This is a genomic window from Ottowia beijingensis (genome assembly GCF_042680925.1).
GTDB lineage: Bacteria > Pseudomonadota > Gammaproteobacteria > Burkholderiales > Burkholderiaceae_C > Ottowia > Ottowia beijingensis.
This window is the reverse complement of record NZ_JBHUEP010000005.1, coordinates 318,796-340,566: the sequence shown is the minus strand read 5'-3', so window position 1 is coordinate 340,566 and position 21,771 is coordinate 318,796. Positions and strand designations below refer to the sequence as shown.

The 21,771-nt window shown below is 69.2% G+C and carries 16 protein-coding genes; 11 read left to right on the top strand and 5 right to left on the bottom strand.

Going from position 1 to position 21,771, the window contains the following annotated elements:
• Positions 1–53: 53 nt before the first annotated feature.
• On the top strand, positions 54–686 hold the full coding sequence (locus ACFSCU_RS05005; RefSeq protein ID WP_180550786.1) for a class I SAM-dependent methyltransferase: 633 nt from the start codon (positions 54–56) through the stop codon (positions 684–686).
• Positions 687–891: 205 nt separating this feature from the next.
• Here ACFSCU_RS05005 and ACFSCU_RS05000 read toward each other — a convergent pair whose 3' ends face one another.
• Positions 892–1,875 (bottom strand): LysR substrate-binding domain-containing protein, encoded by a 984-nt coding sequence (locus ACFSCU_RS05000; protein WP_377560064.1) that lies wholly within the window; start codon positions 1,873–1,875, stop codon positions 892–894.
• Between the two features lie 117 nt (positions 1,876–1,992).
• On the opposite strand from ACFSCU_RS05000, the gene ACFSCU_RS04995 reads away from it, so the two are divergent.
• Both ACFSCU_RS04995 and ACFSCU_RS04990 read left to right on the top strand, forming a co-directional pair.
• Positions 1,993–2,466 (top strand): DUF2917 domain-containing protein, encoded by a 474-nt coding sequence (locus tag ACFSCU_RS04995; protein WP_377560063.1) that lies wholly within the window; start codon positions 1,993–1,995, stop codon positions 2,464–2,466.
• 289 nt (positions 2,467–2,755) lie between these two features.
• Positions 2,756–5,062 carry an NADP-dependent malic enzyme gene (locus ACFSCU_RS04990; RefSeq protein ID WP_377560062.1) on the top strand — a complete coding sequence of 769 codons (2,307 nt, stop codon included), beginning with the start codon at positions 2,756–2,758 and terminating at the stop codon, positions 5,060–5,062.
• Positions 5,063–5,647: 585 nt separating this feature from the next.
• On the opposite strand, the gene ACFSCU_RS04985 is transcribed toward ACFSCU_RS04990, so the two are convergent.
• The gene (locus ACFSCU_RS04985; protein ID WP_377560061.1) at positions 5,648–6,229 is read right to left on the bottom strand and encodes a YceI family protein; all 582 of its coding nucleotides are present in this window, start codon (positions 6,227–6,229) and stop codon (positions 5,648–5,650) included.
• Positions 6,230–6,478: 249 nt separating this feature from the next.
• Here ACFSCU_RS04985 and ACFSCU_RS04980 point away from each other — a divergent pair, with 249 nt between their 5' ends.
• The 5 genes from ACFSCU_RS04980 (at position 6,479) to ACFSCU_RS04960 (ending at position 13,857) form a co-directional block, all read left to right on the top strand.
• A complete protein-coding gene (locus tag ACFSCU_RS04980; protein ID WP_377560059.1) occupies positions 6,479–9,175 on the top strand; it encodes a bifunctional acetate--CoA ligase family protein/GNAT family N-acetyltransferase in 2,697 nt (898 codons plus the stop codon).
• A 73-nt stretch (positions 9,176–9,248) separates the two neighbouring features.
• Complete coding sequence (locus tag ACFSCU_RS04975) at positions 9,249–10,514, top strand: lytic murein transglycosylase (RefSeq protein ID WP_377560058.1); 1,266 nt, start codon at positions 9,249–9,251, stop codon at positions 10,512–10,514.
• 106 nt (positions 10,515–10,620) lie between these two features.
• Positions 10,621–11,196, top strand: a complete 576-nt coding sequence (locus ACFSCU_RS04970) for a COG4648 family protein (RefSeq protein ID WP_180550783.1) — start codon at positions 10,621–10,623, stop codon at positions 11,194–11,196.
• A gap of 421 nt (positions 11,197–11,617) precedes the next feature.
• Positions 11,618–12,406 (top strand): Lcl C-terminal domain-containing protein, encoded by a 789-nt coding sequence (locus ACFSCU_RS04965; protein ID WP_377560056.1) that lies wholly within the window; start codon positions 11,618–11,620, stop codon positions 12,404–12,406.
• Between the two features lie 182 nt (positions 12,407–12,588).
• The gene (locus ACFSCU_RS04960; RefSeq protein ID WP_377560055.1) at positions 12,589–13,857 is read left to right on the top strand and encodes an Lcl domain-containing protein; all 1,269 of its coding nucleotides are present in this window, start codon (positions 12,589–12,591) and stop codon (positions 13,855–13,857) included.
• Between the two features lie 677 nt (positions 13,858–14,534).
• Here ACFSCU_RS04960 and ACFSCU_RS04955 read toward each other — a convergent pair.
• Positions 14,535–15,071, bottom strand: a complete 537-nt coding sequence (locus ACFSCU_RS04955; RefSeq protein ID WP_180550779.1) for a DUF3617 domain-containing protein — start codon at positions 15,069–15,071, stop codon at positions 14,535–14,537.
• A 28-nt stretch (positions 15,072–15,099) separates the two neighbouring features.
• Complete coding sequence (locus tag ACFSCU_RS04950) at positions 15,100–16,251, bottom strand: hypothetical protein (protein ID WP_377560054.1); 1,152 nt, start codon at positions 16,249–16,251, stop codon at positions 15,100–15,102.
• A 195-nt stretch (positions 16,252–16,446) separates the two neighbouring features.
• On the opposite strand from ACFSCU_RS04950, the gene ACFSCU_RS04945 reads away from it, so the two are divergent.
• Positions 16,447–17,097, top strand: a complete 651-nt coding sequence (locus tag ACFSCU_RS04945; protein ID WP_180550776.1) for a response regulator transcription factor — start codon at positions 16,447–16,449, stop codon at positions 17,095–17,097.
• Positions 17,087–18,931: an ATP-binding response regulator gene (locus ACFSCU_RS04940; protein WP_377560053.1), complete on the top strand. Its 1,845-nt coding sequence runs from the start codon at positions 17,087–17,089 to the stop codon at positions 18,929–18,931. Before ACFSCU_RS04945 ends, ACFSCU_RS04940 begins: the two co-directional genes overlap by 11 nt.
• Positions 18,932–19,050: 119 nt before the next feature.
• Here ACFSCU_RS04940 and glmS read toward each other — a convergent pair whose 3' ends face one another.
• Positions 19,051–20,970: a glutamine--fructose-6-phosphate transaminase (isomerizing) gene (gene glmS, locus ACFSCU_RS04935; RefSeq protein ID WP_180550773.1), complete on the bottom strand. Its 1,920-nt coding sequence runs from the start codon at positions 20,968–20,970 to the stop codon at positions 19,051–19,053.
• 152 nt (positions 20,971–21,122) lie between these two features.
• Between glmS and ACFSCU_RS04930 the strand changes: the two genes are divergently transcribed.
• A complete protein-coding gene (locus ACFSCU_RS04930; RefSeq protein WP_377560051.1) occupies positions 21,123–21,602 on the top strand; it encodes an Lrp/AsnC family transcriptional regulator in 480 nt (159 codons plus the stop codon).
• Positions 21,603–21,771 lie beyond the last annotated feature (169 nt).

Genomic DNA, 21,771 nt, shown 5'->3' with positions numbered 1-21,771 from the left:
CGCCGGTGGGCGTGTCGCGCCCTCCGCCTGCGCTGGCTAGAATCCGCGCGGTCATGAGCCCCATCACGCGCCAGAACGTCGAGAGCACCTACAACCATTACGCCGGGTTTTACGACCTGCTGTTCGGCGCCGTGCTGCAGGGCGGGCGGCGGCGCATGTGCGATGCGGTGCGCGGGCTGGCGCCGGCGGCGCTGCTGGAGGTGGGCATCGGCACCGGCCTGACGCTGGCGCAGTACCCGGCGGCCACCGCGGTGACCGGCATCGACCTGTCGCGCGACATGCTGCGCCACGCCCAGCGCCGCGCCGCCGCGCTGCCCGATCGCCGCATCGCGCTGCACTGCATGGACGCCGAGCAGCTCGCCTTCGAGGACGGCACCTTCGACTGCGTCACCCTGCCCTACGTGCTCTCCGTCACGCCCGAGCCGGCGCGGCTGACGGCCGAGCTGCGCCGCGTGTGCAAGCCGGGCGGCGACATCTTCGTGCTCAACCACTTCAGCGGCGGCAACGCCGTGTGGGCGCCGCTGGAGCGGCTGGTCAGCGGGCTGGCGGCGCGCATCGGCTTCCGTTCGGAGTTTCCGTTCGCGCCGCACATGCAGCACCCGGACTGGACGGTGCTGTCGGTGCGCAAGGTCAACCTGCTGGGGCTGACCACGCTGGTGCACCTGAAGAACCAGCCGGCGGGCTGACCCCACCCGGGGGCTGTGGGAGCGGGCTCGCCCGCGATGACGGCGCTTCGCTCCTCCAACCGCCCTATCGCGGCCAAGGCCGCTTTCACCGGGCTGAAATTCAATATTGATAGTGGTCAGCGCAGGTCAATCAATGGTTTCAAGCCAAATCAACCTGAAAACCTTGCTTAACGAGCGCCAGCAGCTCCCGATTCAATAGCAAACCTCAATCCAGGTCGTTCACCAGATCGGGGTCGTCGCCCTCGCCGATCACCTGGCGCGTGGCCACCGCCTGCGCCAGCACCCAGTCGGCAAAGGCCTTCACCTCGGGCCGCGCGGCGCTGCGCGGGGCCAGCATCAACCAGTAGGCCAGGGGCGAATGCAGGCGCGTCTGCGGCAGCAGCTCCACCAGTTCGCCGCGCGCCAGTGCATCGGCCACCAGCGGCGGGCGCGCCAGCACCAGGCCCTGGCCGGTCAGCGCGGCCTGCACCATCTGGTAGGCGTAGTTCAGCGTCAGCCAGCGCTTGGGCTGCTGCTTGGCCAGGTCGTTGGCCTCCAGCCAACGGTGCCACGACAACCACGCCAGGTGCGGCGCGTAGGCGTCGCCCGATTCGATCAGCGTGTACTGCAGCACATCCGCCGGGCGCCGCAGCGCCGGGCCGGCTTTCAGCAGCCACGGGCTGGCCATGACGGTGACCGATTCGCCGAACAGCCGCCGCGCCCCCGTGGGCACGCGCGCCACGGGGGCGTAGCGCACGGCCAGGTCCACGTCGGCCACCTCCAGGTCCAGCATGGTGTCGGAGGCCTCGATGCGGATGTCGATGTCGGGAAACTCGCGCTGGAACGCCTCCAGCCGCGGAATCAGCCACATCGACGCGAACGAGGCGAAGGTGGTCACCGTCACGTGCCGCCGCCCGGCGCTCTGGCGGATCTGGCGCACCGCGGTGTCGATGCGCGGCAGCGCCTGCGCCACCGCCTGCAGCAGCAGCGCGCCGGCGGCCGTCAGCTCCACCGCGCGGGTGTGGCGCAGAAACAGCGGCGCGCCCACCTCGTCCTCCAGCGCCTGGATCTGGCGGCTGACGGCCGACTGGGTGAGCGCCATCTCCTCCGCCGCCAGGCGAAAGTTGAGGTGGCGCGCCACCGCCTCGAAGGCGCGCAGGTGGCCGGCCTGGATCGGGCGGGTGCGCAGGTGGGTTTGTGAGTGCAGCATGGCAATTGATGCGTGAACGGCATGAATAGGCTCGCCGGATTTCATTGGACTGTCAATGCGGCCAGGCGCACCATGGCGGCATCGATTGATGCTGAAACAACAGTGCAGGAGGTTTCCATGTCCGCCGCTGATCACGCCCTGTCGCCCCTCGCTGCCCGGGCCGCTGCCCACGCCGTGCAGACCCTGGCCCCCGGCCAGGCGCTGACATTGCGCCCGGCGCGCGCCGGCGTGCTGCACGTGCAGCGCGGCGCGGTGTGGGCCACCCGCCGCGGCCCGCACGCGGCCAATGCCGGCGCCGCGGGCGGCGACGACGTGCTGCGCGCCGGCCAGCGCCTGCGGCTGCACGCCGGCGATGTGCTGGTGCTGGAACCCATCGCCGTGCCCGGCACCCCGGCGCAGCGCGTGGCCCTGCACTGGCAACCCGCCGCCGACACGCGCTGGGCGACCGAAGTGGCCCGCCCGGCCAGCGAACTGCAGCGCGCGCTGCGCGATGCCGTGCGCGCCGGCGGCCAGTTGCTGCGCGGCACGGCGGCGTGGGCCGGGCACCGGCTGGGGCCGTGCCGGGATGCGCGCTGCCTGCACGATGCCTGACACGAAAGCTACTTTATTGATAGCTTCCAGCGCTTGCTGGACGGGCGCTGAAGCCCGATTTCGCTCATAACCCCTGGCAACACCGGGCGGGCCCGCGCTGGGCCGCACCGGTTCAGCCGACACGCCACGGCAGGCCACCGCGCATCGCCCGCAGCCACCGGCGCCAGGACTTGGGTTAGGCTAGCGATCCGACAGCGCCGCCAGCGGCACGCCTGAACTCCTCGAAGAAAAAGCGAAGGCTCGCGGCGCTCGACGTGCCCGAACCTTTGGACCCGACAGGAGACCCCTCATGACCAAGCCCCTCTCGCCCGCCGAGACGTCCCTGCGCGACGCCGCGCGCGAGTACCACCGCACGCCCACGCGCGGCAAGATCTCGGTCACCCCGACCAAGCCGCTGGTCAACCAGCTCGACCTGTCGCTGGCCTATTCGCCCGGCGTGGCCTACCCCTGCCTCGACATCCAGGCCGACCCGGCCAAGGCGGCCGAATACACGGCGCGCGGCAACCTGGTGGGCGTCATCACCAACGGCACCGCCGTGCTGGGCCTGGGCGACATCGGCCCGCTGGCCGGCAAGCCGGTGATGGAGGGCAAGGGCTGCCTGTTCAAGAAGTTTGCCGGCATCGACGTGTTCGACATCGAACTGGACGAGCGCGACCCCGACAAGCTGGTCGACATCATCGCCGCGCTCGAGCCCACGCTGGGCGGCATCAACCTGGAAGACATCAAGGCGCCCGAGTGCTTCTACATCGAGACCAGGCTGCGCGAGCGCATGAACATCCCGGTGTTCCACGACGACCAGCACGGCACGGCCATCATCTCGTCGGCGGCGCTGCTGAACGGGCTGGAGCTGGTGGGCAAGCGCATCGACAAGGTCAAGGTGGCCGTCAGCGGTGCCGGCGCGGCCGCCATCGCCTGCCTGGACGTGATGGTGGCGCTGGGCGTGCGGCCCGACAACGTGTACGCCTGCGACTCCAAGGGCCTGATCTACGAAGGGCGCCCCGGCGGCTTCGACGAATCGAAGGCGCGCTACGCCCAGCCCGACACCGGCCTGCGCACGCTGGCCGACGTGGTGAAGGGCGCCGACGTCTTCCTCGGCTGCTCTGCGCCCGGCGTGCTGACGGGCGAGATGGTCAAGACCATGGCCGACCAGCCGGTGATCCTGGCGCTGGCCAACCCCGAGCCCGAAATCCGCCCCGAGGACGCCAAGGCCGCGCGGCCCGACTGCATCATCGCCACCGGCCGCTCGGACTACCCGAACCAGGTCAACAACGTCCTGTGCTTCCCGTACATCTTCCGTGGCGCGCTGGACTGCGGCGCCACCAAGATCACCGAGGCCATGAAGCTGGCCTGCGTGCACGAGATCGCCAACCTGGCCAAGGCCGAGACCAGCGCCGAGGTGGCCGCCGCCTACGCCGGCAAGGACCTGCAGTTCGGCCCCGACTACATCATCCCCACGCCGTTCGACCCGCGCCTGATCACCCGCATCGCCCCCGCCGTGGCGCGGGCGGCGGTCGAATCGGGCGTGGCGGAACGCCCCATCACCGACATGGAGGCCTACCGCACCAGCCTGGAGCGCTTCGTCTACCAGACCGGCATGGTGATGCGCCCCGTGTACGACGCCGCCAAGGCCGTGCCGCACGACCGCAAGCGCGTGGCCTATGCCGAGGGCGAGGACGAGCGCGTGCTGCGCGCGGCGCAGATCGCCATCGACGACCGGCTGGCCATGCCGATCCTGATCGGCCGCCCGGCGGTGATCGAGCAGCGCATCCAGAAAGCCGGCCTGCGCATGCGCCTGGGCGCCGACGTGCAGTGCGTGAACCCCGAGGACGACCCGCGCTTTCGCCAGTACTGGGAGGCCTACCACCGCCTGATGGCGCGCAACGGCGTCACCGTCGAGGCGGCCAAGGCCGCGGTGCGGCGCTCCTCCACCATCATCGCCGCGCTGATGGTGCACCTGGGCGACGCCGACGCCATGCTGTGCGGCGCGCTCGGCCGCTTCGACCAGCACCTGGAGCACATCCACGACATCATCGGCGTGGAGCCCGGCGCGCCCGGCTACGCCACCGTGAACGCGCTGCTGCTGCAGGACCGCACGCTGTTCGTGGCCGACACCTACGTCAACGAAGACCCCAGCGCCGAGCTGCTGGCCGCCATCGCCAAGATGGCCGCCGACGAGGTGCACAACTTCGGCCTGCCGCCCAAGGTGGCCTTCGTATCGCACTCCAACTTCGGCTCGTCCAAGCGCCCCTCGGCGCTGAAGATGCGGCGCGCGCGCGACCTGTTCCGCGCGCAGCACCCGTCCATCATGTGCGACGGCGAAATGCACGGCGACAGCGCCCTGTCGTCGACCCTGCGCGAACGCGCCGTGGCCGACAGCACGCTCGACGGCGAAGCCAACCTGCTGGTCTGCCCCAGCCTGGACGCGGCCAACATATTGTTCAACGTGCTGAAGATCACCGTGGGCCACGGCGTCACCATCGGCCCCATCCTGCTCGGCACCGCCGCGCCGGCCCACGTGCTGACGGCATCGGCCACGGTGCGGCGCGTGGTGAACATGACGGCGCTGGCGGTGGCGGAGGCGGAGAGCAAAAGGTAACCCCCCTGAAGCGCTGACGCGCCTTCCCTCTCTTGCGAAGCAAAGGGGCGCGCAGCCGGCCCCAAGCCCGCGCTGCGGTTCGCCCTCACCCCAACCCTCTCCCGCCAGCGGGAGAGGGGGCAAGAAAGCCGCCGCGCAAAGCAGCGGCCTGACGAAACCAAGGCCGAGCGCAGCGATGGCCCGTGTGGACTTCCCCTCCCCTCTGGCCGTGCCGAGAAGCGCAGGGCGTGGGGCGGGCATGGGCTGCGCAGCAAGCCCATGCTTCGTGCTCTGACTCGCTGCGGTTGTCTGAGCGGAGCGCGTAAGCGCGAAGCGAGTTCCGCAGCGCCGCCCCATGCCCGAGCATCGCAGGTTGCCCCGGAGCGAAGCGCAGGGGACATGGCCAGTGGGGTCGCCTTTCTTTTGCCTACTTTTCTTTGGCGAGACAAAGAAAAGTAGGTCGCCCGCCGGGGCGAACTCCCGGCCAGCAGCGCCCCCAACCCCCTTCAGCCACAAAAAAAGCGGACCCCGGCCCGCTTCTTTTTTCATAGCTACCAGCGCCCACCAAGCAAGCGCCAGAGCCCGATTCGATTCAAAAACCGAAGATCACTGCTTGAACGCCTCGATCGTCGCCGTGATCTTCACGTTCTTGGGCATGCCCATGTCGACCATGGCGTTCATGCCCCACTGCGTGCGGTCGATCACCGCCTCGAAGTCGCCGCCGCAGGCCTCGGTCTTGGCCAGCGGGTTGGAGTAGCAGGCAAACTGGTTGGCCTTCAGCGTCACCGGATGGGTCTGGCCCAGCAGCGTCAGCTGGCCCGGCACCTCGACCAGCTTGTCGCCCTGGAGCACCAGCTTGTCCGACACGAAACGCATCGTCGGGTGCTTGGCCGCGTCGAACAAATCGGCCGCCTGCAGGTGCTTGTCGAAACCCTTGGAGCCGCTGTAGACGCTCTTGACGTCCACCGTGACGTCGATCTTGCCCGCCTTGGCCGCCTTGTCGAACTGCACCGTGCCGGTCACCGTGTCGAAGCGCGCGCGGTTCACCGAGGCGCCGAAGTGGTCGATGGCGAAGGTGGCGTAGGTGTGGTCGTCGTCGATCTTGTAGGTGGCGGGGGCGGCCTGGGCCGCGCCAGCGGCACCCAGGCCCAGGGCGGCGGCGATCAGGGCAACGGAAAACGATTGCATGGGAAACTCCTTTTTGTTGGGCTGTTCTGTCCACAAGTAAGTCACGCGATCCGGCCGCGCCATGCAGGCGCCGGGCCGAAACCAGTCAGACCCATGTTAGAACTGGCCAACATCGATCGGTTCCATTCGATTTGACGTTTAAGTTCAATTATTTTGAATGATGCAGGGCATTCCACGCCCTGTCATCGCCCCATCATCCTGGTGCGCTAGGCTGGCGGCACCGGGGCCATCACCCCTTTGAGGCAACCCATGAGCATCCGCAATCTCGATTCCCTGTTCGACCCGCAATCCGTGGCCGTCATCGGCGCGTCCGAGCGGCCCTTCTCCGTCGGCGGCACGCTGTGGCACAACATGCGCACCAGCGGCTTTGCCGGCCCCGTGTTCCCGGTCAACCCAAAGTACAAGACGCTGTCGGGCCAGCGCTGCTACGCCCGCGTGGCCGACCTGCCCGAGGCGCCCGAGCTGGCCGTGATCTGCACGCCGTCCGGCACGGTGGTGGACCTGGTCAAGCAGCTGGCGCGGCGCGGCACCAAGGCGGTGGTGGTCATCAGCGCCGGCCTGACGGCGCAGCAGAAGCAGGCCATGCTGGACGCCGCCCGGCCCACGCTGATGCGCATTCTGGGCCCCAACTGCGTGGGCCTGCTGGCGCCGCACGCCAGGCTCAACGCCAGCTTCGCGCACATTCCGGCGCGGCCGGGCGAACTGGCCTTCGTGTCGCAGTCGGGCGCGCTGGTCACCGCCATGCTCGACTGGGCCGAGGCGCGGCAGATCGGCTTCTCGCACTTCGTGTCGCTGGGCGAGCATGCCGACGTCGACTTCGGCGACATGCTCGACTACCTGGCCAACGACCCCCACACGCGCGCCATCCTGCTGTACATCGAATCGGTGGACCAGGCGCGCAAGTTCATGTCGGCCGCACGCTCGGCGGCGCGCAACAAGCCGGTGATCGTGGTCAAGGCCGGCCGCAGCGAGCAGGGCCAGAAGGCCGCCGCCTCGCACACCGGCGCGCTGGCCGGCGCCGACAACGTGGTCGACGCCGCCATCGCCCGCGCCGGCATGCTGCGCGTGGACAGCCTGGAAGAGCTGTTCCTGGCGGCCGAGATCCTGACGCGCTTCAAGTCGCCCATCGGCGACAAGATGACCATCCTGACCAACGGCGGCGGCGTGGGCGTGATGGCGGCCGATGCCGCCGCCGCGCACAGCGTGCCGCTGGCCGAGCTGGGCGACGGCCTCATCCGCGACCTCGACAAGGTGCTGCCCGCCAACTGGTCGCGCGGCAACCCGGTGGACATCATCGGCGACGCGCCAGCGCAGCGCTATGTGGATGCGCTGAACGCGCTGGCCAAGCACCCGCAGGACACAGGCACGCTGCTGTTCATCCACGCGCCGACGGCCATCGTGCCCTCCACCGACATCGCGCGCGCCATGCTGCCGGCCATCCAGCCGCCGGGCCAGCGCCCGCTGCCGCTGATCAGCGCCTGGGTGGGCGGCCCGGCCGTGGCCGAGGCGCGCCAGCTGTTCATCGACGCCGGCATCGCCTGCTACGACCTGCCCGAGCAGGCCGTGGCCGCCATCGGCACGCTGCAGCGCTACGCCCGCAACCAGGCCGAACTGACCGAGGCCCCGCCCGCCACCCAGCTGCACAACGGCAGCACGCCCGACGTGGCACGCGTGCGCCAGCTGATCCAGGGCGCGCTGGCCACCGGCCGCGACATGCTGACCGAGCCCGAGGCCAAGGCCGTGTGCGAGGCCTACCACATCCCCGTGGTGGCCACCAGCACCGTGCCGGCCGATGCCGAGGCCGCGGCGGCCGAGGCGGCGCGCATCGGCTTTCCGGTGGTGCTGAAGATCCTGTCCGAGGACATCTCGCACAAGTCCGACGTCGGCGGCGTGGTGCTGAACCTGCAGAGCGAGGACGAGGTGCGCACCGCCGTCGAGCTGGTGCTGGCGCGCGTGCGCAAGAAGTTTCCCAAGGCGCGGCTGGAGGGCTTCACCGTGCAGCGCATGGTGAAGAAATCGCAGGCGCAGGAGCTGATCATCGGCGCCAGCATCGACCCCACCTTCGGCCCCGTCATCCTGTTCGGCCAGGGCGGCACGGCGGTGGAGGTGATGAAGGACAGCGCCATGGCGCTGCCGCCGCTGAATGCGCCGCTGGCACACACGCTGATCGAGCGCACCCGCGTGGCGCGCCTGCTGAAGGGCTACCGCGACGTGCCGCCGGCCGACATGGACAGCGTGGTGGCCACGCTGATGGCCGTGTCGCAACTGCTGGCCGACGTGCCCGAGGTGGCCGAGCTGGACATCAATCCGCTGATCGTGAACCACGAAGGCGCCATCGCGCTGGATGCGCGCGTGCGCGTCAGCGCCAAGCTGCCGGCCGGCGCGGCCAACTTCGCCATCCAGCCCTACCCGGCCGAGCTGACCGAGGTCATCGACTGGCACGGCCAGAAGCTCACGCTGCGCCCCATCCGCCCCGAGGACGAGCCGCGCCACCGCGCCTTCGTCGACAGCCTGGATGCCGAGGACATGCGCATGCGCTTCTTCTACAGCCGTCGCATCATGGAGCGCAGTGAACTGGCGCGCCTGGTGCAGGTGGACTACACGCGCGAAATGGCCTTCATCGCCACCGTGCCGGACGAGAACGGCAACGAGAAGACGCTGGGCGTGGCCCGCGCCATCGCCGACCCCGACAACATCGGCGCCGAGTTCGGCATCATCCTGCGCCCCGGGATGAAGGGCACGGGCCTGGGCCGCATCCTGATGGACAAGCTGATCCGCTACCAGCGCGCCGCCGGCACGCAGCAGCTGGTGGCCACCGTGCTGGTGGAGAACGACCGCATGCGCCAGCTCGGCCAGGCGCTGGGCTTCAGCGAAACGCCCACGCCGGGCGATGCCACCACGCACCAGCTGGTGCTGAACCTGCAGTTGAGCGCGCAAAGGGCCTGAAGGCAACAGCCGGTTTCAAAAGAAACCGGCTTCCAACGCCCGAGGGATGAGCGCAATCAGCTATCATTTTTGAATGACGCAGATTGACCGCCATCCCCTCCCCTCCGGCATTTCCGGCTTGTCCGGCCTGCTCGTGGCCGCCGCCCTGCTGGGCGCCGGCGCCGCCCGCGCGCAGGACACGCCGCCGGCCATCGACCCGGCCGACTTCAGCCGCTGCCTGGGCCAGCTCAAAGGCACGCCAGCGTTTCGCCCCATCTCCGCCGCCACCTACGCTCGGCACACCGACGGCCTGGCGGCCGACCCCTCGGTGCTGGTGCTGCTGAACCGCCAGCCCGAATTCACCCTGCCGGTGTGGGACTACCTGGCCATGCTGGTCGATGACGAGCGCGTCGCCGATGGCCGCGCCGCCTACGGCCGTTGGCACGACACGCTGCAAAAAATTGCGCAGCAAAGCGGCGTGGCGCCCGAGATCGTGGTCGGCGTGTGGGGCGTGGAGAGCAACTTCGGCCAGAACCTGGGCGGCCGGCCGCTGGTGCAGTCGCTGGCCACGCTGTCTTGCTTTGGCCGGCGGCAAAGTTATTTCCGCGGCGAATTCGCCGCCGCGCTGCGCATCCTGCAGGAAGGCCACATCGCGGCCGACAAGCTGTCGGGCTCGTGGGCCGGCGCCTTCGGGCAGACCCAGTTCATGCCCAGCACCTTTTTCCGCAGCGCGGTCGATTTCGACGGCGACGGCCGCCGCGACATCGTGGACAGCGTGCCCGATGCCCTGGCCTCCACCGCCAAGTTTCTGCAAAACGCCGGCTGGCGCCGCGGCGAAGCCTGGGGCTTCGAAGTGCGGCTGCCCGCCGGCTACGACACCTCGGGTGCCAGCCGCAAGGCCAAGCGCCCCATCGCCGCCTGGCGCGCCGACGGTGTGACCTTGGCCGACGGCGCGCCGCTGCCCGACAGCCTGCCCCGCGCCGGCCTGCTGGTGCCCGCCCGCCGCGAGGGCGGCGGCCCCGCCTTTCTGGTCGGGCGCAACTTCGACGCGCTGTTCAGCTACAACGCCAGCGAGAACTACGCGCTGGCCATCGCCCAACTGTCGAACCTGGTCGCTGCGCCGGCCGGCACGCCGATCGGCTTTGTGCAGCCCTGGCCCACCGACGATCCCGGCCTGTCGCGCGCGCAGAACCGCGAGCTGCAAGCCCTGCTGCTGACCCGCGGCCACGACATCGGAAGCGCCGACGGCCTGATCGGCGCCAGGACGCGCGAGGCCATCAAGACCGAACAGCAGCGCCTGGGCATGGAGGCCGACGGGCGCGCCGGGCAGAAGCTGCTGGCGGCGCTGCGCGGGGGCTGAGACGCCGCCGCGCCGGTATGATTTTTGGGTGAACCCGCCGGCGCCCACTTCGTCCCCACCCGCCACTGCGCCGCAGCGCCGCGCCTTGGCGGGAACGACGCTCAGCGTGGCCTATGCCTTGGGCTGCGCGGTGCTGCTGTGGCTGCAGCCACGCTCGCCATGGACCGTGGCCGCCTTCCTGCTGCCGGCCCTGGTCTTTGCCTGCGGCTGGCTGTGGCGGCACGGCTGGCGCGCCGCGTCGGTGCTGCTGGCCGTGGCCGTGCCGGCGGCACTGCTGGCCTGCCTGCAACGCTGCGCGCCACAGGCGCACCTGCTCTACGTGGCCGAATACGTGGCGGTGTACGGTGCGCTCAGCGCCTGGTTCGCTGGCTCGCTGGCCGGCACGCCACTCATCACCCGGGTGGCGCGGCGTGTGCATCCGCTCACGCCCGACATGCAGGCCTACACCGTGCGCCTGACCCGCGCCTGGGCGCTCTACTTCGCCGCCATGGCGGCGCTGTCGCTGCTGACCTTCGCGCTGCTCGGCCTGCGCGCCTGGGCCTTCTTCACCCTGGTGCTGTCGCCCATCTCGCTGGGCGTGTTCGTCGTCGGCGAACACTTTCTGCGCTACCGCTGGCACCCCGAGTTCGACCGCGCCTCGCTGCGCCAGACCATCCGCACCTGGCGCGAGGGGCGGCTTTGACCTGAAAAAGAAGAACTGACACCGGCAATCCCCCTGCAAGCACTGTGCGTAACCCCATGAAAGCGCTTGGGGCTGGTGTGCGGGCACTGCATAAAAAGATGCAAAAGATCGGCGGGGGCGCACGGTCGGCCATGCCGCCGCGGGGGTAGCGGCGCGCGCTGGCCCGCACATGGAACCGGGGCTCGCCATAGGCCGGCTGGCCGATGGCGCATGTCGCAGGGAGGCTTTAGCGTACGGACTACAGACCTGCCGAAGCCCGCCCCATGCCCACTGCGTTCACCTGGAGTCACCACACGTTTGCCGCCCGTCAAGGGGCGGCCGAGCTTTGCCCGGTTCGCTCCACATTCACTTCCTCTGCAGGCCACGGAGCACATCCATCGCCTGCTTCGCCGCTTTCGTTTTTCTTCGGGAGGCAGACTGCATGAGCCCCAAATTGCCCCATCTTCGCGCCGCGACCTTGTCGCTGCTGACACTGCCCGCTGCCTGGGCACAGACCAACCCGGTCAACGACTCGGGCATTGACTTCTGTCGCGAGCACGCCAGCGGCGCCGACACGGCCATCAGCGCCAGCACCACGTGCACGCCCCTGCCCACCCACGGCGGGCAAGACGCGCGCTACGGGCGCGATGCCGCTGCCGCCAAGGGCGTGCTGCCCAAGGTTGGCGCGGGCGCCAAGGGCTTCGACTACACCAAGATCAGCCACAGCGGCGCCACCCTGCCCGCCAGTGCCGTGCTGGGTACGGGTGCCGGCGACTGGGCCTGCACCTACGACAACCACACCGGGCTGATGTGGGAGGTCAAGGTCGATGACGCCAGTCACCTGCGTCACAAGGACCACACCTACTCGTGGTACTTCAGCGCCAACAGCCATGGCGGCCCTGGCGTTGCCAGCAGCGGAGCATGCCTGACGGCGGGCCGCTGCGACACCGAAAAGTTCGCCCAGGACGTCAATGCCGTCGGCCTGTGCGGTCACAACGACTGGCGACTGCCCACCATGCAAGAGCTGTACAACCTGGCCGACCGCGGCAGTGCTACTGGGGCCATCGATTTCGACTACTTTCCCTACACCCCAGCCATGCAGTTCTGGTCGGCTTCGCCCATGGCCAGGGTCGCGGGCAACGCGTGGACAGTGCGCTTCCTGGATGGCGCCAATGGCTGGACCAGCCGGGGCGGCGCCCTCCGGGTTCGCCTCGTCCGCACGGGACTGTGACGTTCTTGCAAGGGGCCAGAACAATGACGGCAACCATGCGCCTGCGCCAGCCGGCCCGCTGGCCGGCCGCCGAGGCGCCGTGCGCCGCGCCCGTGGCATCGGCGGCCCGCGGCCAACCGACCATCGGGCGGACGTTGTCCAGCAGCCGCTCAATTCCCGCATCTTTTTGGAGGCCACAAGCCATGAGACTTTCTGCCCTCGTGCGCTGGGCGGCGGCCCTGCCGGCCCTGTTGATCGCGCTCGCCGCCCAGGCACAACAAAGCTGCCCACTGCCGCTGACGACCCCCGACGGCGCATTTGCCGACGCCGGCAGCGGCAGCGGCATGGTCCGTCACCTGCCCACGGGCCTGGTGTGGAAGCGCTGCGCCGAAGGGCAGGCCTGGGACGGCGCCACCTGCACCGGTACGGCGGCCGGCTATGCCTGGCAACAGGCCTTCGCGCGTGTGGATGCCGTCAATCAGGCCGCCGCCGGCACGCAAAACCTGGGCGCCACCGACTGGCGCCTGCCCAACCTCAATGAGTTGACATCGATTGCCGAACTGGGCTGCGCCGAACCCGCCATCAACCTGGCGCAGTTTCCTGGCACCGGGGCAAACTGGGCCTTCTGGTCGTCCTCGCCCATCGTCACCAGACCCAATCTGGCATGGGCCGTGTTCCTCGTCAACGGCAATGACACTTTGAGCGGCCGCACTGCCACCAACTACGTTCGCCTGGTGCGCGGGGGACAGTCCTTCCTGGACTATGTTGATGCACCTACCGTGGCGCCCACACTGACCGGCACCGCGCCCGGCGGCACGGTGGGGCAGCCCTACGCGGGCTTCACACCCACGCTGGGCCCGGCCGGGGTGACGCAACCGGTCACCTACGCGCTGGCCGGCGGCACGTTGCCGCCGGGGCTGAGCCTGAACCCCACGACGGGCCACATCAGCGGCACGCCCACGGCAGCCGGCAGCTACGACTTCAGCCTGGTGGCCAGCAACGCCGCCGGCGACAGCGCGCCGCTGGCGCAGACGGTGGTGATTGCCGCTATGGCCGTGGCGCCCACGCTGACCGGCACCGCGCCCGGCGGCACGGTGGGGCAGCCCTACGCGGGCTTCACACCCACGCTGGGCCCGGCCGGGGTGACGCAACCGGTCACCTACGCGCTGGCCGGCGGCACGTTGCCGCCAGGGCTGAGCCTGAACCCCGCGACGGGCCAGATCAGCGGCACGCCCACGGCAGCCGGCAGCTACGACTTCAGCCTGGTGGCCAGCAACGCCGCCGGCGACAGCGCGCCGCTGGCGCTGCGCCTTGTGGTGGCCGCGACTGGCAACGGCAACGGCAACGGTACCGGCGGTGGCGCTGGCGGCGGTGGGCAGGTCACGGCCGTGCCGACGCTCGGGCAGTGGACGCTGGTGTGGCTGGGGCTGGCAGCGGCGCTGCTGGGGGCCAGGCGACTGCGACGCGGCTGATGGCCGGGCCAGCGCTGAAAGTGCGGCCGCCAGGCCTTCTGTCGCGCCCCAAGCAAACGAGTTGAAACCATCCGCCACTCACGCGAGGGTGGGGAGTCCATGCATCCACCCTCTGCGGCGCTTGGAACCCGCTTCTGAACTCCCGCCTCGGCGGAAATCGTGCGCTCCGCGTGGCAGCGGCAACACCACCATCGCGCAACTGAGGGGCGACCGTATTCGACGTTCCGTTCATCGCCTCTGCGCCACCGTGCCGGGCGGCGTCACGAACGCAGCGAGGCGGTGCGGCCGACCCCGTGAAGGCGCGCGGGGCGTCTTGGCGCCCAAGAGCAACACCGTCTACATGGCCTTCGGCCTGCCGGGGCACTTTTGAAGGCGGGTGCGCCCAGCAAGGATTGCGGCGCTGGATTGCAAGCCCGAACCTCGACCAGAGGCGCACGGCAAGGTCGGCACCAATGGCGCAAAGGGTCAGCGTCGCGGCGCCCAACCGCGTCCGGCCCAAACAAATGACCAGGCGACCTGCAGGCACGGCATGGGGCAGGGGCTGCCTGCCCGCTCACAGTCCTCTTTTGCCGCGCACCGCCCCGACCATCAGCAAACCACCGACCACGCAGGGCGGGCGCCCGTTCAAGCGCCGCGGCACGATCTCCTGTCCGGGCAGATCCTGCCTGTTGCCGGCATCAGCGGCGTGGCACGGCCGCTACCGCGCCGCAGTCGGTGCCGATGCGGCGCGCGTCGAGCTTGACCTCCGTGCGCCCTTGCGCGCCACTGAGCACCGAGATGGTGCTGAAATGCGAGGCACTGTGCACCGTGGTCGTGAATTTGCCCTGGCCCGCCGGTTCGGTGCATGTCACGCGTCCGCTCCAGGTGTTGCCATTGCGCTTGACCTGGGTGTAGGTGCAATCGTTGTCGCGATGGCCCTCGCGCACCGGCCCGCGCCGCGCGTCGTCCAGGCCCATGCACACGCGCAATGCTCCGCCCTCACCGAGACCGACACCCATGTTCGCCAGTTGCCGCTCCATCATCTGGCGCATCTGTGGCGGCAGCGACTTCATGCGCTCGCGCATCTGCGCCATCTGGGCGTTCAGGTCGGGCATGCCGGGCGCGCGAACGTCGTGCTTGAATTCCCACAGACCGGGGTCGATGGACTGCGCATGCGCAGCCCCGGCGCACGCCAGGAGCAGCGCGGTGAATACAGTGCGGTTGCTTGTCAGCATGGGTCGCCTCGCGTTTGGGTTGGTGGCTTCACTGGCGCGAAGCGTGGTACTGGCTGACCGGTACGCCGTTGACATGCGAGTCAGGCTGCATTTCCATGCGCACGAGCCCGCCGTCCTCGATCCTGCTGGCGATCACCAGCGGCAAGCCACTGCCGACCGAGTAGTAAACATCCACCTGGCCCTCGGTCGTCGCATTGCTGAAGTGGCAGGCTGGGTAGGTGCCCGCCGCGACGGTGATTTCCTTCTGCCCCAGATAAGTCACTCGATAGGCATCGGTGCTCGTATCGACGGTGGTATGGATCGCCACCCCGCTCATCATCGTTCTTGTGGTCGTGCGCGTGGTGGCACTGTATGGATAGCTCTGCCCGGATTGCAGCGCAAACTCTCGCTTTTCCGCTGGCGGCGTGTTGACCCACTCGTGCCGCGAGTCGAAACGCATACCCCCCGCGCTGGTCGTCGCATCGGCGCTGCCGCCATATTCAACGATCACCGGTCCGGCAGCCGTGTCCAGGCGCTTGTAATACCAGGCGCCTCTTTGATCCATCGAGCCGCTGGCGCCGAAGGTCATGGACATCGAACCACTATCCACCACCAAGCCGGAAGCACCAGCAAAGCTGCCGCCGCCCTCGATCCGGCGTTCCTGCACCATGGATACCAGCTGGCCTTCCACCTGCGTCTGCATGTGCCACCGGTAGCGGGTTCCAGGCGTCATCAGGGCAGGGTTGAAGCAGGCGCTCGCGGCGCCGGCGCCCACATCGGCGCCACCGTCTCCGTCGCCGGTGCCGTCACCCGGGCCCGGTATGGCCCCGTCGTCGCCCGCTGCGGGTGCGCAGTTCACCTGGACATCGCGCACATCGCGCGCCAGCATTCCCTGCCCGCGACCTACCATGCATTTCTGGCCCGACGGCTGCGCCCTGATGCTGACGTCGTAAGGCTCGCCCGCCGCCAGCGCAGCCGCAAACACGAAATCACGGGCGCCGGCCGGCAGCGCCAGGTCATCGGCGCCATTGTTCTGCAGCACCAGCCCTGCGGCGGTCAGTCCGCTGACCGTGCCGCCAACCGTGAATCGCTGGGTCGCCTCGTCGTCCGAGCCGCCGCAGGCCAGCAACCCCAGCCCCAAGCCGCAAGCCGCGACGAGCCGCCAATGGCCGACGTGGAAAGTAGAAACCGTGCTGCGCATGATCGCGCCTCCTTTCAGGCGATGGGGGCGGCACCGCAGGCGTCTGTCAGTCATCGCCGCACGCACATACGGCCGCTGAACCCATCATGCCGGCGGGCACCGCGCGCCACCATCGGCCGTTTGGCCCCCTGCGCAAACGCGGACCCTGCGCTATTCTTGAAAATCATGCCCCAGCCGCACTTCAAAGGATCTCCGTTGAACGATGAGCTTGATGGCTTCGCCGTGCTGCTAGTGGATGACCATCCGCTGTTTCGCGACGGCCTCGCCACGGCGCTGCGCCACCAGGTGCCGACGCTGCAAGTGCATGCTGTGGCCACGCTGGACCAGGCGCTCGAGGTGCTGTGCTCGGATGGCGAGGCGTTCGACCTGGTGCTGCTCGACTACCGTCTGCCCGGCGAGGACGGCCTGCGCGGCGCCGAACGCCTGCGGGCGCGGTGCCCGTCCGTCGGCATCGGCCTGATGTCGGGCGTGGACGACCCCACGCTGCCTCGGCGCGCGTACGACGCCGGCTTGATGGCATATCTGCCGAAAGCGTTGGAGTTGCCGGCCTTGCTGTCATGTCTGCGCCGGCTGGCCAATGGCGAGACCGTGTTCGATGACGAGCTGCTGGCGCCAGCCATCAGCGTAGCCGCCGTGGCCGGACCGCGCGGACTGACCGGCAGACAGGTGGACGTGCTGCGTCACCTGGCCACCGGCGCCAGCAACAAGAAGATCGCGCGGGCCCTTGGCATCTCGCCGGCCACGGTGAAGAAGCATATCGAAGACATCTTCGACAAGATGGGCGCCTCCAACCGCTTGCAGGCGGTGATGATGGCTCGCGACACACTTGAGCAACATGACGCCTGACACATCGGTCGCCGACGCAACCGCCAACGCCGCAGGCTGGTCACTGGCGCGTGCAATGATGCTCGAAGCCGAGCGTCTGTTCCCGAAGGTCCATGATCCGGCCCAGCGCCTGCTGCTTGAGCAACGGGTACTCGACCTCGTCATGGCAGGGCTGCGCACGACGCTGATCACCGCAGCCGTCGGGCCGGCGCTGGTCGTGTGGCTCATCATGCCGAGCGTCGGGCCAATGGCTGCCATGGTGCCCGCGTTGCTGCTGTATGCGCTGACCGTTGAGCGCCTGTTCTTCATTCGCCGCGCCGCACGGGCACAGGCGGACGGCGACAGCCGGCCGCGCCCCTGGCTGCACGCCGTGACCTGGCGCACCGGACTGTCGTCCGCCATCGTCGCCGGCTGGGGCTATCCAGTCGTCATCTCGGGCAACGCGTCGCTGGTGTTCGTGATCCTGGCCTTGGCCACCATCGTGGCCGCCAGTTCGGTGACACAGTTCTGCTGCTGGCCACCGGCCATGTGGGCCTCGTTCACACCAATGCTGCTGGGCCTGAGCGCTCAAGTACTGCTGCTCGGCGGCGACGAACGCCTGTTCGCCGCACTCTTCACCGCGTTGCTTTGGTTCACGCTCGGCATGGCCGGATTGCGCTTCGCGCGCACACTGCACAACGACATGTCCACCCGCCTGCTCAACGAACAACTGATGCGCGAGCTGGATGAACGGCGCGCTCAGGCCGAAGCTGCCAACGCCGCCAAATCGCGCTTCTTTGCCGCTGCCAGCCACGATCTCCGCCAGCCTCTGCAAGCCATGAGCCTGTACCACGGCGTGCTTGAAGGCAGTGCGCGCGACGCGCCGACGCTGGCCCGCATGGGCGAGTGCATGGCCTCGCTCGACCGCCTGCTGGAAGTCGTGATGGACCTGTCGCGCCTGGACGCCGGCCAGATCACGCCAGCACCCAGCGCATTCGCCGTGCAGCCACTGCTGGAGCGCTTGGCCGGCATGTACGAAGGCATGGCCCGGCAGAAAGGGCTGCGCTTGCGCATTCACCCCACCACCGCCTGGGCCCGCAGCGATGTGGCGCTGCTGGAGCGCGCGTTGTCCAACCTGCTGGCCAACGCCATCCGCTACACCGCCCGTGGCGGTGTGGTGCTTGGCGTGCGGCCCCGAGGCAACGCCTGGCGCCTGTGCATCGTCGATACCGGCATCGGCATCGCACCCGAGGCGCACGATGCGGTGTTCGAGGAGTTCGTGCAGCTCGACAACGCAGCCCGCGACCCCACGCAAGGCACCGGACTGGGCCTGGCCACCGTGCGGCGTGTCGCCGACCTGCTGGGCCACCGCATCACGCTCAACTCCCGGGTCGGGCGCGGCTGCGTGTTTGCACTCGACTTGCCGCGCGCCGACCCGCCGCCCGACGGCATGCCCTACCCGCAACAGGCCGCCCCATCCGCTCGACCATTCTGCGGCCGGGTGCTGGTAGTGGAAGACAACCCGAGCGTGCGCGATGCGCTGGTGCTGCTGATGCGGATGTGGGGATTGCATGCCGACGCCGCACACGATGCCGGACAGGCCAGTCGCTCGATGGCGCAGCACGCTTACGACGCCGTGATCAGCGACTGGCGGCTGCCCGGTGAGCGTGACGGCCTCGCGGTATTGCGCGAGGCACGCCAGCGCTTGCCCGACCTGCGCCTGGCGCTGCTGGTCACCGGCGAGGACATCCAGCACCTGCACCAGGCCGGCTCGGCGTTTCAAGTGCTGCGCAAGCCGGTTCGGCCATTGCGCCTGCGCGCCCTGCTGGCGGCGCGCCTCGGTGTCGCTCCCCAAGAGGTTGTTCACGCGCGCTAAGGCAGCACGGAGATTCTCAAACCAGTTTGCTTTCGGAGCAATAGCGATCTTCGCCGGACTATGTTGGCTCCCGACGGACTTTACTTGTTGGGGTCAGCATTGAAGGCACTGGCAGCCGCTTACTCCACCGTCACGCTCTTGGCCAGGTTGCGTGGCTTGTCCACGTCGGTGCCGCGCGCAACAGCCGTGTGGTAGGCCAGCAGTTGCAGCGGCACCACGTGCACGATGGCCGACAGCGCGCCATAGTGGCCCGGCAGGCGGATGACGTGCAGGCCGTCGCCGCTGTCGATGTGGGTGTCGGCATCGGCCAGCACATAGAGCACGCCGCCGCGGGCGCGCACTTCCTGCATGTTGCTCTTGAGCTTTTCCAGCAGCGCGTCGTTGGGCGCCACGGTGACCACCGGCATGGCGCTGGTGACCAGCGCCAGCGGGCCGTGCTTGAGTTCGCCCGCCGCGTACGCCTCGGCGTGGATGTAGGTGATCTCCTTGAGCTTGAGTGCGCCCTCCTGCGCCACCGGGTAGTGCAGGCCGCGGCCCAGGAACAGCGCGTTCTCCTTGGCGGCGAACTGCTCGGCCCAGGTGATGACCTGCGGCTCCAGCGCCAGCACGGCCTGCAGCGCGTTGGGCAGCTGGCGCATCGCCTTCAGGTGCTCGGCCTCCTGCGCCTCGGTGAGCAGGCCGCGCGCCTGGGCCAGCGCCAGGGTCAGCAGGAACAGGCCGGCCAGCTGCGTGGTGAAGGCCTTGGTGCTGGCCACGCCGATCTCGATGCCGGCGCGGGTGACGTAGGCCAGCTTGCATTCGCGCACCATGGCGCTGGTGGCCACGTTGCACACCGTCAGCGTGTGCTGCATGCCCAGTGACTGCGCGTGGCGCAGCGCGGCCAGGGTGTCGGCCGTCTCGCCCGACTGGGTGATGGTGACCACCAGCGTGCGCGGGTTGGGCACCGATTCGCGGTAGCGGTATTCGCTGGCGATTTCGACCGCGCAGGGCAGCTGGGCGATGGCCTCGAGCCAGTACTTGGCCACGCAGCCGGCGTAGTAGCTGGTGCCGCAGGCCAGGATCAGCACCTGGTCGGTGGCGCGGAAGGTGGCGTGCGCGCCCTCGCCCGGCGCGTGGTTGCGGGCGGCCTCGAACAGCTCGGGCACCACGGCCTCGACGCCTTCCAGCGTGTCGGCAATGGCGCGCGGCTGCTCGAATATTTCCTTCTGCATGTAGTGGCGGTAAGGCCCCAGCTCGGCCGCGCCGCTCATGGCCTGCACGGTGCGCACCGGGCGCTGCACGGCCTGGCCGTCGCGTGCCACAACCCAGTGCTTGCCCAGCTGCACGTCCACCGTGTCACCTTCTTCCAGGTAGACGATCTGGTCGGTCACGCCGGCCAGGGCCATGGCGTCGCTGGCCAGAAAGTTCTCCTTGCCGTCGGCGCCGATGCCCAGCACCAGCGGCGAGCCCTCGCGCGCGCCCACCAGGCGCTGCGGCTCGTCGCGGTGCAGCACGGCGATGGAATAGCTGCCGCGCAGGCGCTTGACGGCCGCCTGCACCGCCGCCAGCAGGTCGCCGTCGTACAGGCTGTCGATGAGGTGGACGATGACCTCGGTGTCGGTCTGGCTGGTGAAGAAGTAGCCGCGCGCCAGCAGTTCGGCGCGCAGGGCCTCGTGGTTTTCGATGATGCCGTTGTGCACCAGCGTGACACGCGCCGGGCGGGCGGCGGCCTGCTCGCCGTCCATGCCGGCGGGCACGGGGCCGCGGCTGAAATGCGGGTGCGCGTTGCCGATGGCCGGCGCGCCGTGCGTGGCCCAGCGGGTGTGGGCAATGCCGGTGCTGCCGGCCAGGCCCTGCGATTCAGCCTGCGCGCCCAGGTCGGCCACGCGGGCGATGCCGCGCAGGCGCTTCAGGCGCGTGCCCGGCACGGCGCCCGCGGCCTCGGCCGCATGCACGGCCACGCCGCACGAGTCGTAGCCGCGGTATTCGAGCCGCTGCAGGCCCTGCACGAGGAGGGGAACGATGTTGCGCGTGGAGACCGCGCCGACGATGCCGCACATGGGAAAGCCCTTCAGAAACGCCGCATGCTGCGCGGCCGACCCGCGATCTTAGGAAAGTCTGTATGAAATTTCAGCGGCCATCAATCACCTAAATTGAAATAAATCTACATTTTTCTTGAATGATGAACTTTTCAGCCAAAATACCGCTGCATATGAAACCAAACGACACCGACTGGGCCCTGCTGGCCGCCCTGCAGCACGATGCCGCCCAGAGCAACCAGGCACTGGCCGAGCGCGCCGGCATCTCGCCGCCCACCGCGCTGCGGCGGGTGCGGCGGTTGCACGACGAGGGCCTGATCAGCGCGCAGGTGGCGCTGCTGGACGAAGACCGCGTGGCCGCGTTGCAGGGCCACGGCCTGACGGCGATCGTGGAGGTGACGCTGGACCGCCAGGGCGCCGAGCACCAGGACGCCTTCGAGCGCCGTGCCGTGGCCGACGACGCCGTGCGCCAGTGCTATCGCGTGGCGCCAGGGCCAGACTTCGTGCTGCTGCTGCGCGTGCCCGACATGCCGGCCTACCAGCGGCTCGCCGAGCGCCTGTTCACGCAGGATGCCAACGTGCGCACCGTGCGCGCCTTCTTCTCGGTCAAGCGGGCCAAGTTCGAGACGCAGGTGCCGCTGGTGCGGGGGTGATTTGCGGCTGCGGTGCGTGGGGAAAACCAAGACAGCCGGACGCAGAGGACGCAGAAACCACGCAGAGGACGCAAAAAACTCCCGATCACATCTGTCAATCAAGCACCCCGATGAGCAGGTGTTTGGATTTCTTTTGCGTCCTCTGCGAAACCTTGGCGTCCTCTGCGTC

Coding starts and splice junctions, on each gene's coding strand:
- ACFSCU_RS04930 (WP_377560051.1), top strand. CDS start 21,123: ATGAAACCAAACGACACCGACTGGGCCCTGCTGGCCGCCCTGCAGCAC.
- ACFSCU_RS04965 (WP_377560056.1), top strand. CDS start 11,618: ATGAGCCCCAAATTGCCCCATCTTCGCGCCGCGACCTTGTCGCTGCTG.
- ACFSCU_RS04980 (WP_377560059.1), top strand. CDS start 6,479: ATGAGCATCCGCAATCTCGATTCCCTGTTCGACCCGCAATCCGTGGCC.
- ACFSCU_RS04985 (WP_377560061.1), bottom strand. CDS start 6,229: ATGCAATCGTTTTCCGTTGCCCTGATCGCCGCCGCCCTGGGCCTGGGT.
- ACFSCU_RS04960 (WP_377560055.1), top strand. CDS start 12,589: ATGAGACTTTCTGCCCTCGTGCGCTGGGCGGCGGCCCTGCCGGCCCTG.
- ACFSCU_RS05005 (WP_180550786.1), top strand. CDS start 54: ATGAGCCCCATCACGCGCCAGAACGTCGAGAGCACCTACAACCATTAC.
- ACFSCU_RS04955 (WP_180550779.1), bottom strand. CDS start 15,071: ATGCTGACAAGCAACCGCACTGTATTCACCGCGCTGCTCCTGGCGTGC.
- ACFSCU_RS05000 (WP_377560064.1), bottom strand. CDS start 1,875: ATGCTGCACTCACAAACCCACCTGCGCACCCGCCCGATCCAGGCCGGC.
- ACFSCU_RS04995 (WP_377560063.1), top strand. CDS start 1,993: ATGTCCGCCGCTGATCACGCCCTGTCGCCCCTCGCTGCCCGGGCCGCT.
- ACFSCU_RS04950 (WP_377560054.1), bottom strand. CDS start 16,251: ATGCGCAGCACGGTTTCTACTTTCCACGTCGGCCATTGGCGGCTCGTC.
- glmS (WP_180550773.1), bottom strand. CDS start 20,970: ATGTGCGGCATCGTCGGCGCGGTCTCCACGCGCAACATCGTTCCCCTC.
- ACFSCU_RS04990 (WP_377560062.1), top strand. CDS start 2,756: ATGACCAAGCCCCTCTCGCCCGCCGAGACGTCCCTGCGCGACGCCGCG.
- ACFSCU_RS04975 (WP_377560058.1), top strand. CDS start 9,249: ATGACGCAGATTGACCGCCATCCCCTCCCCTCCGGCATTTCCGGCTTG.
- ACFSCU_RS04940 (WP_377560053.1), top strand. CDS start 17,087: ATGACGCCTGACACATCGGTCGCCGACGCAACCGCCAACGCCGCAGGC.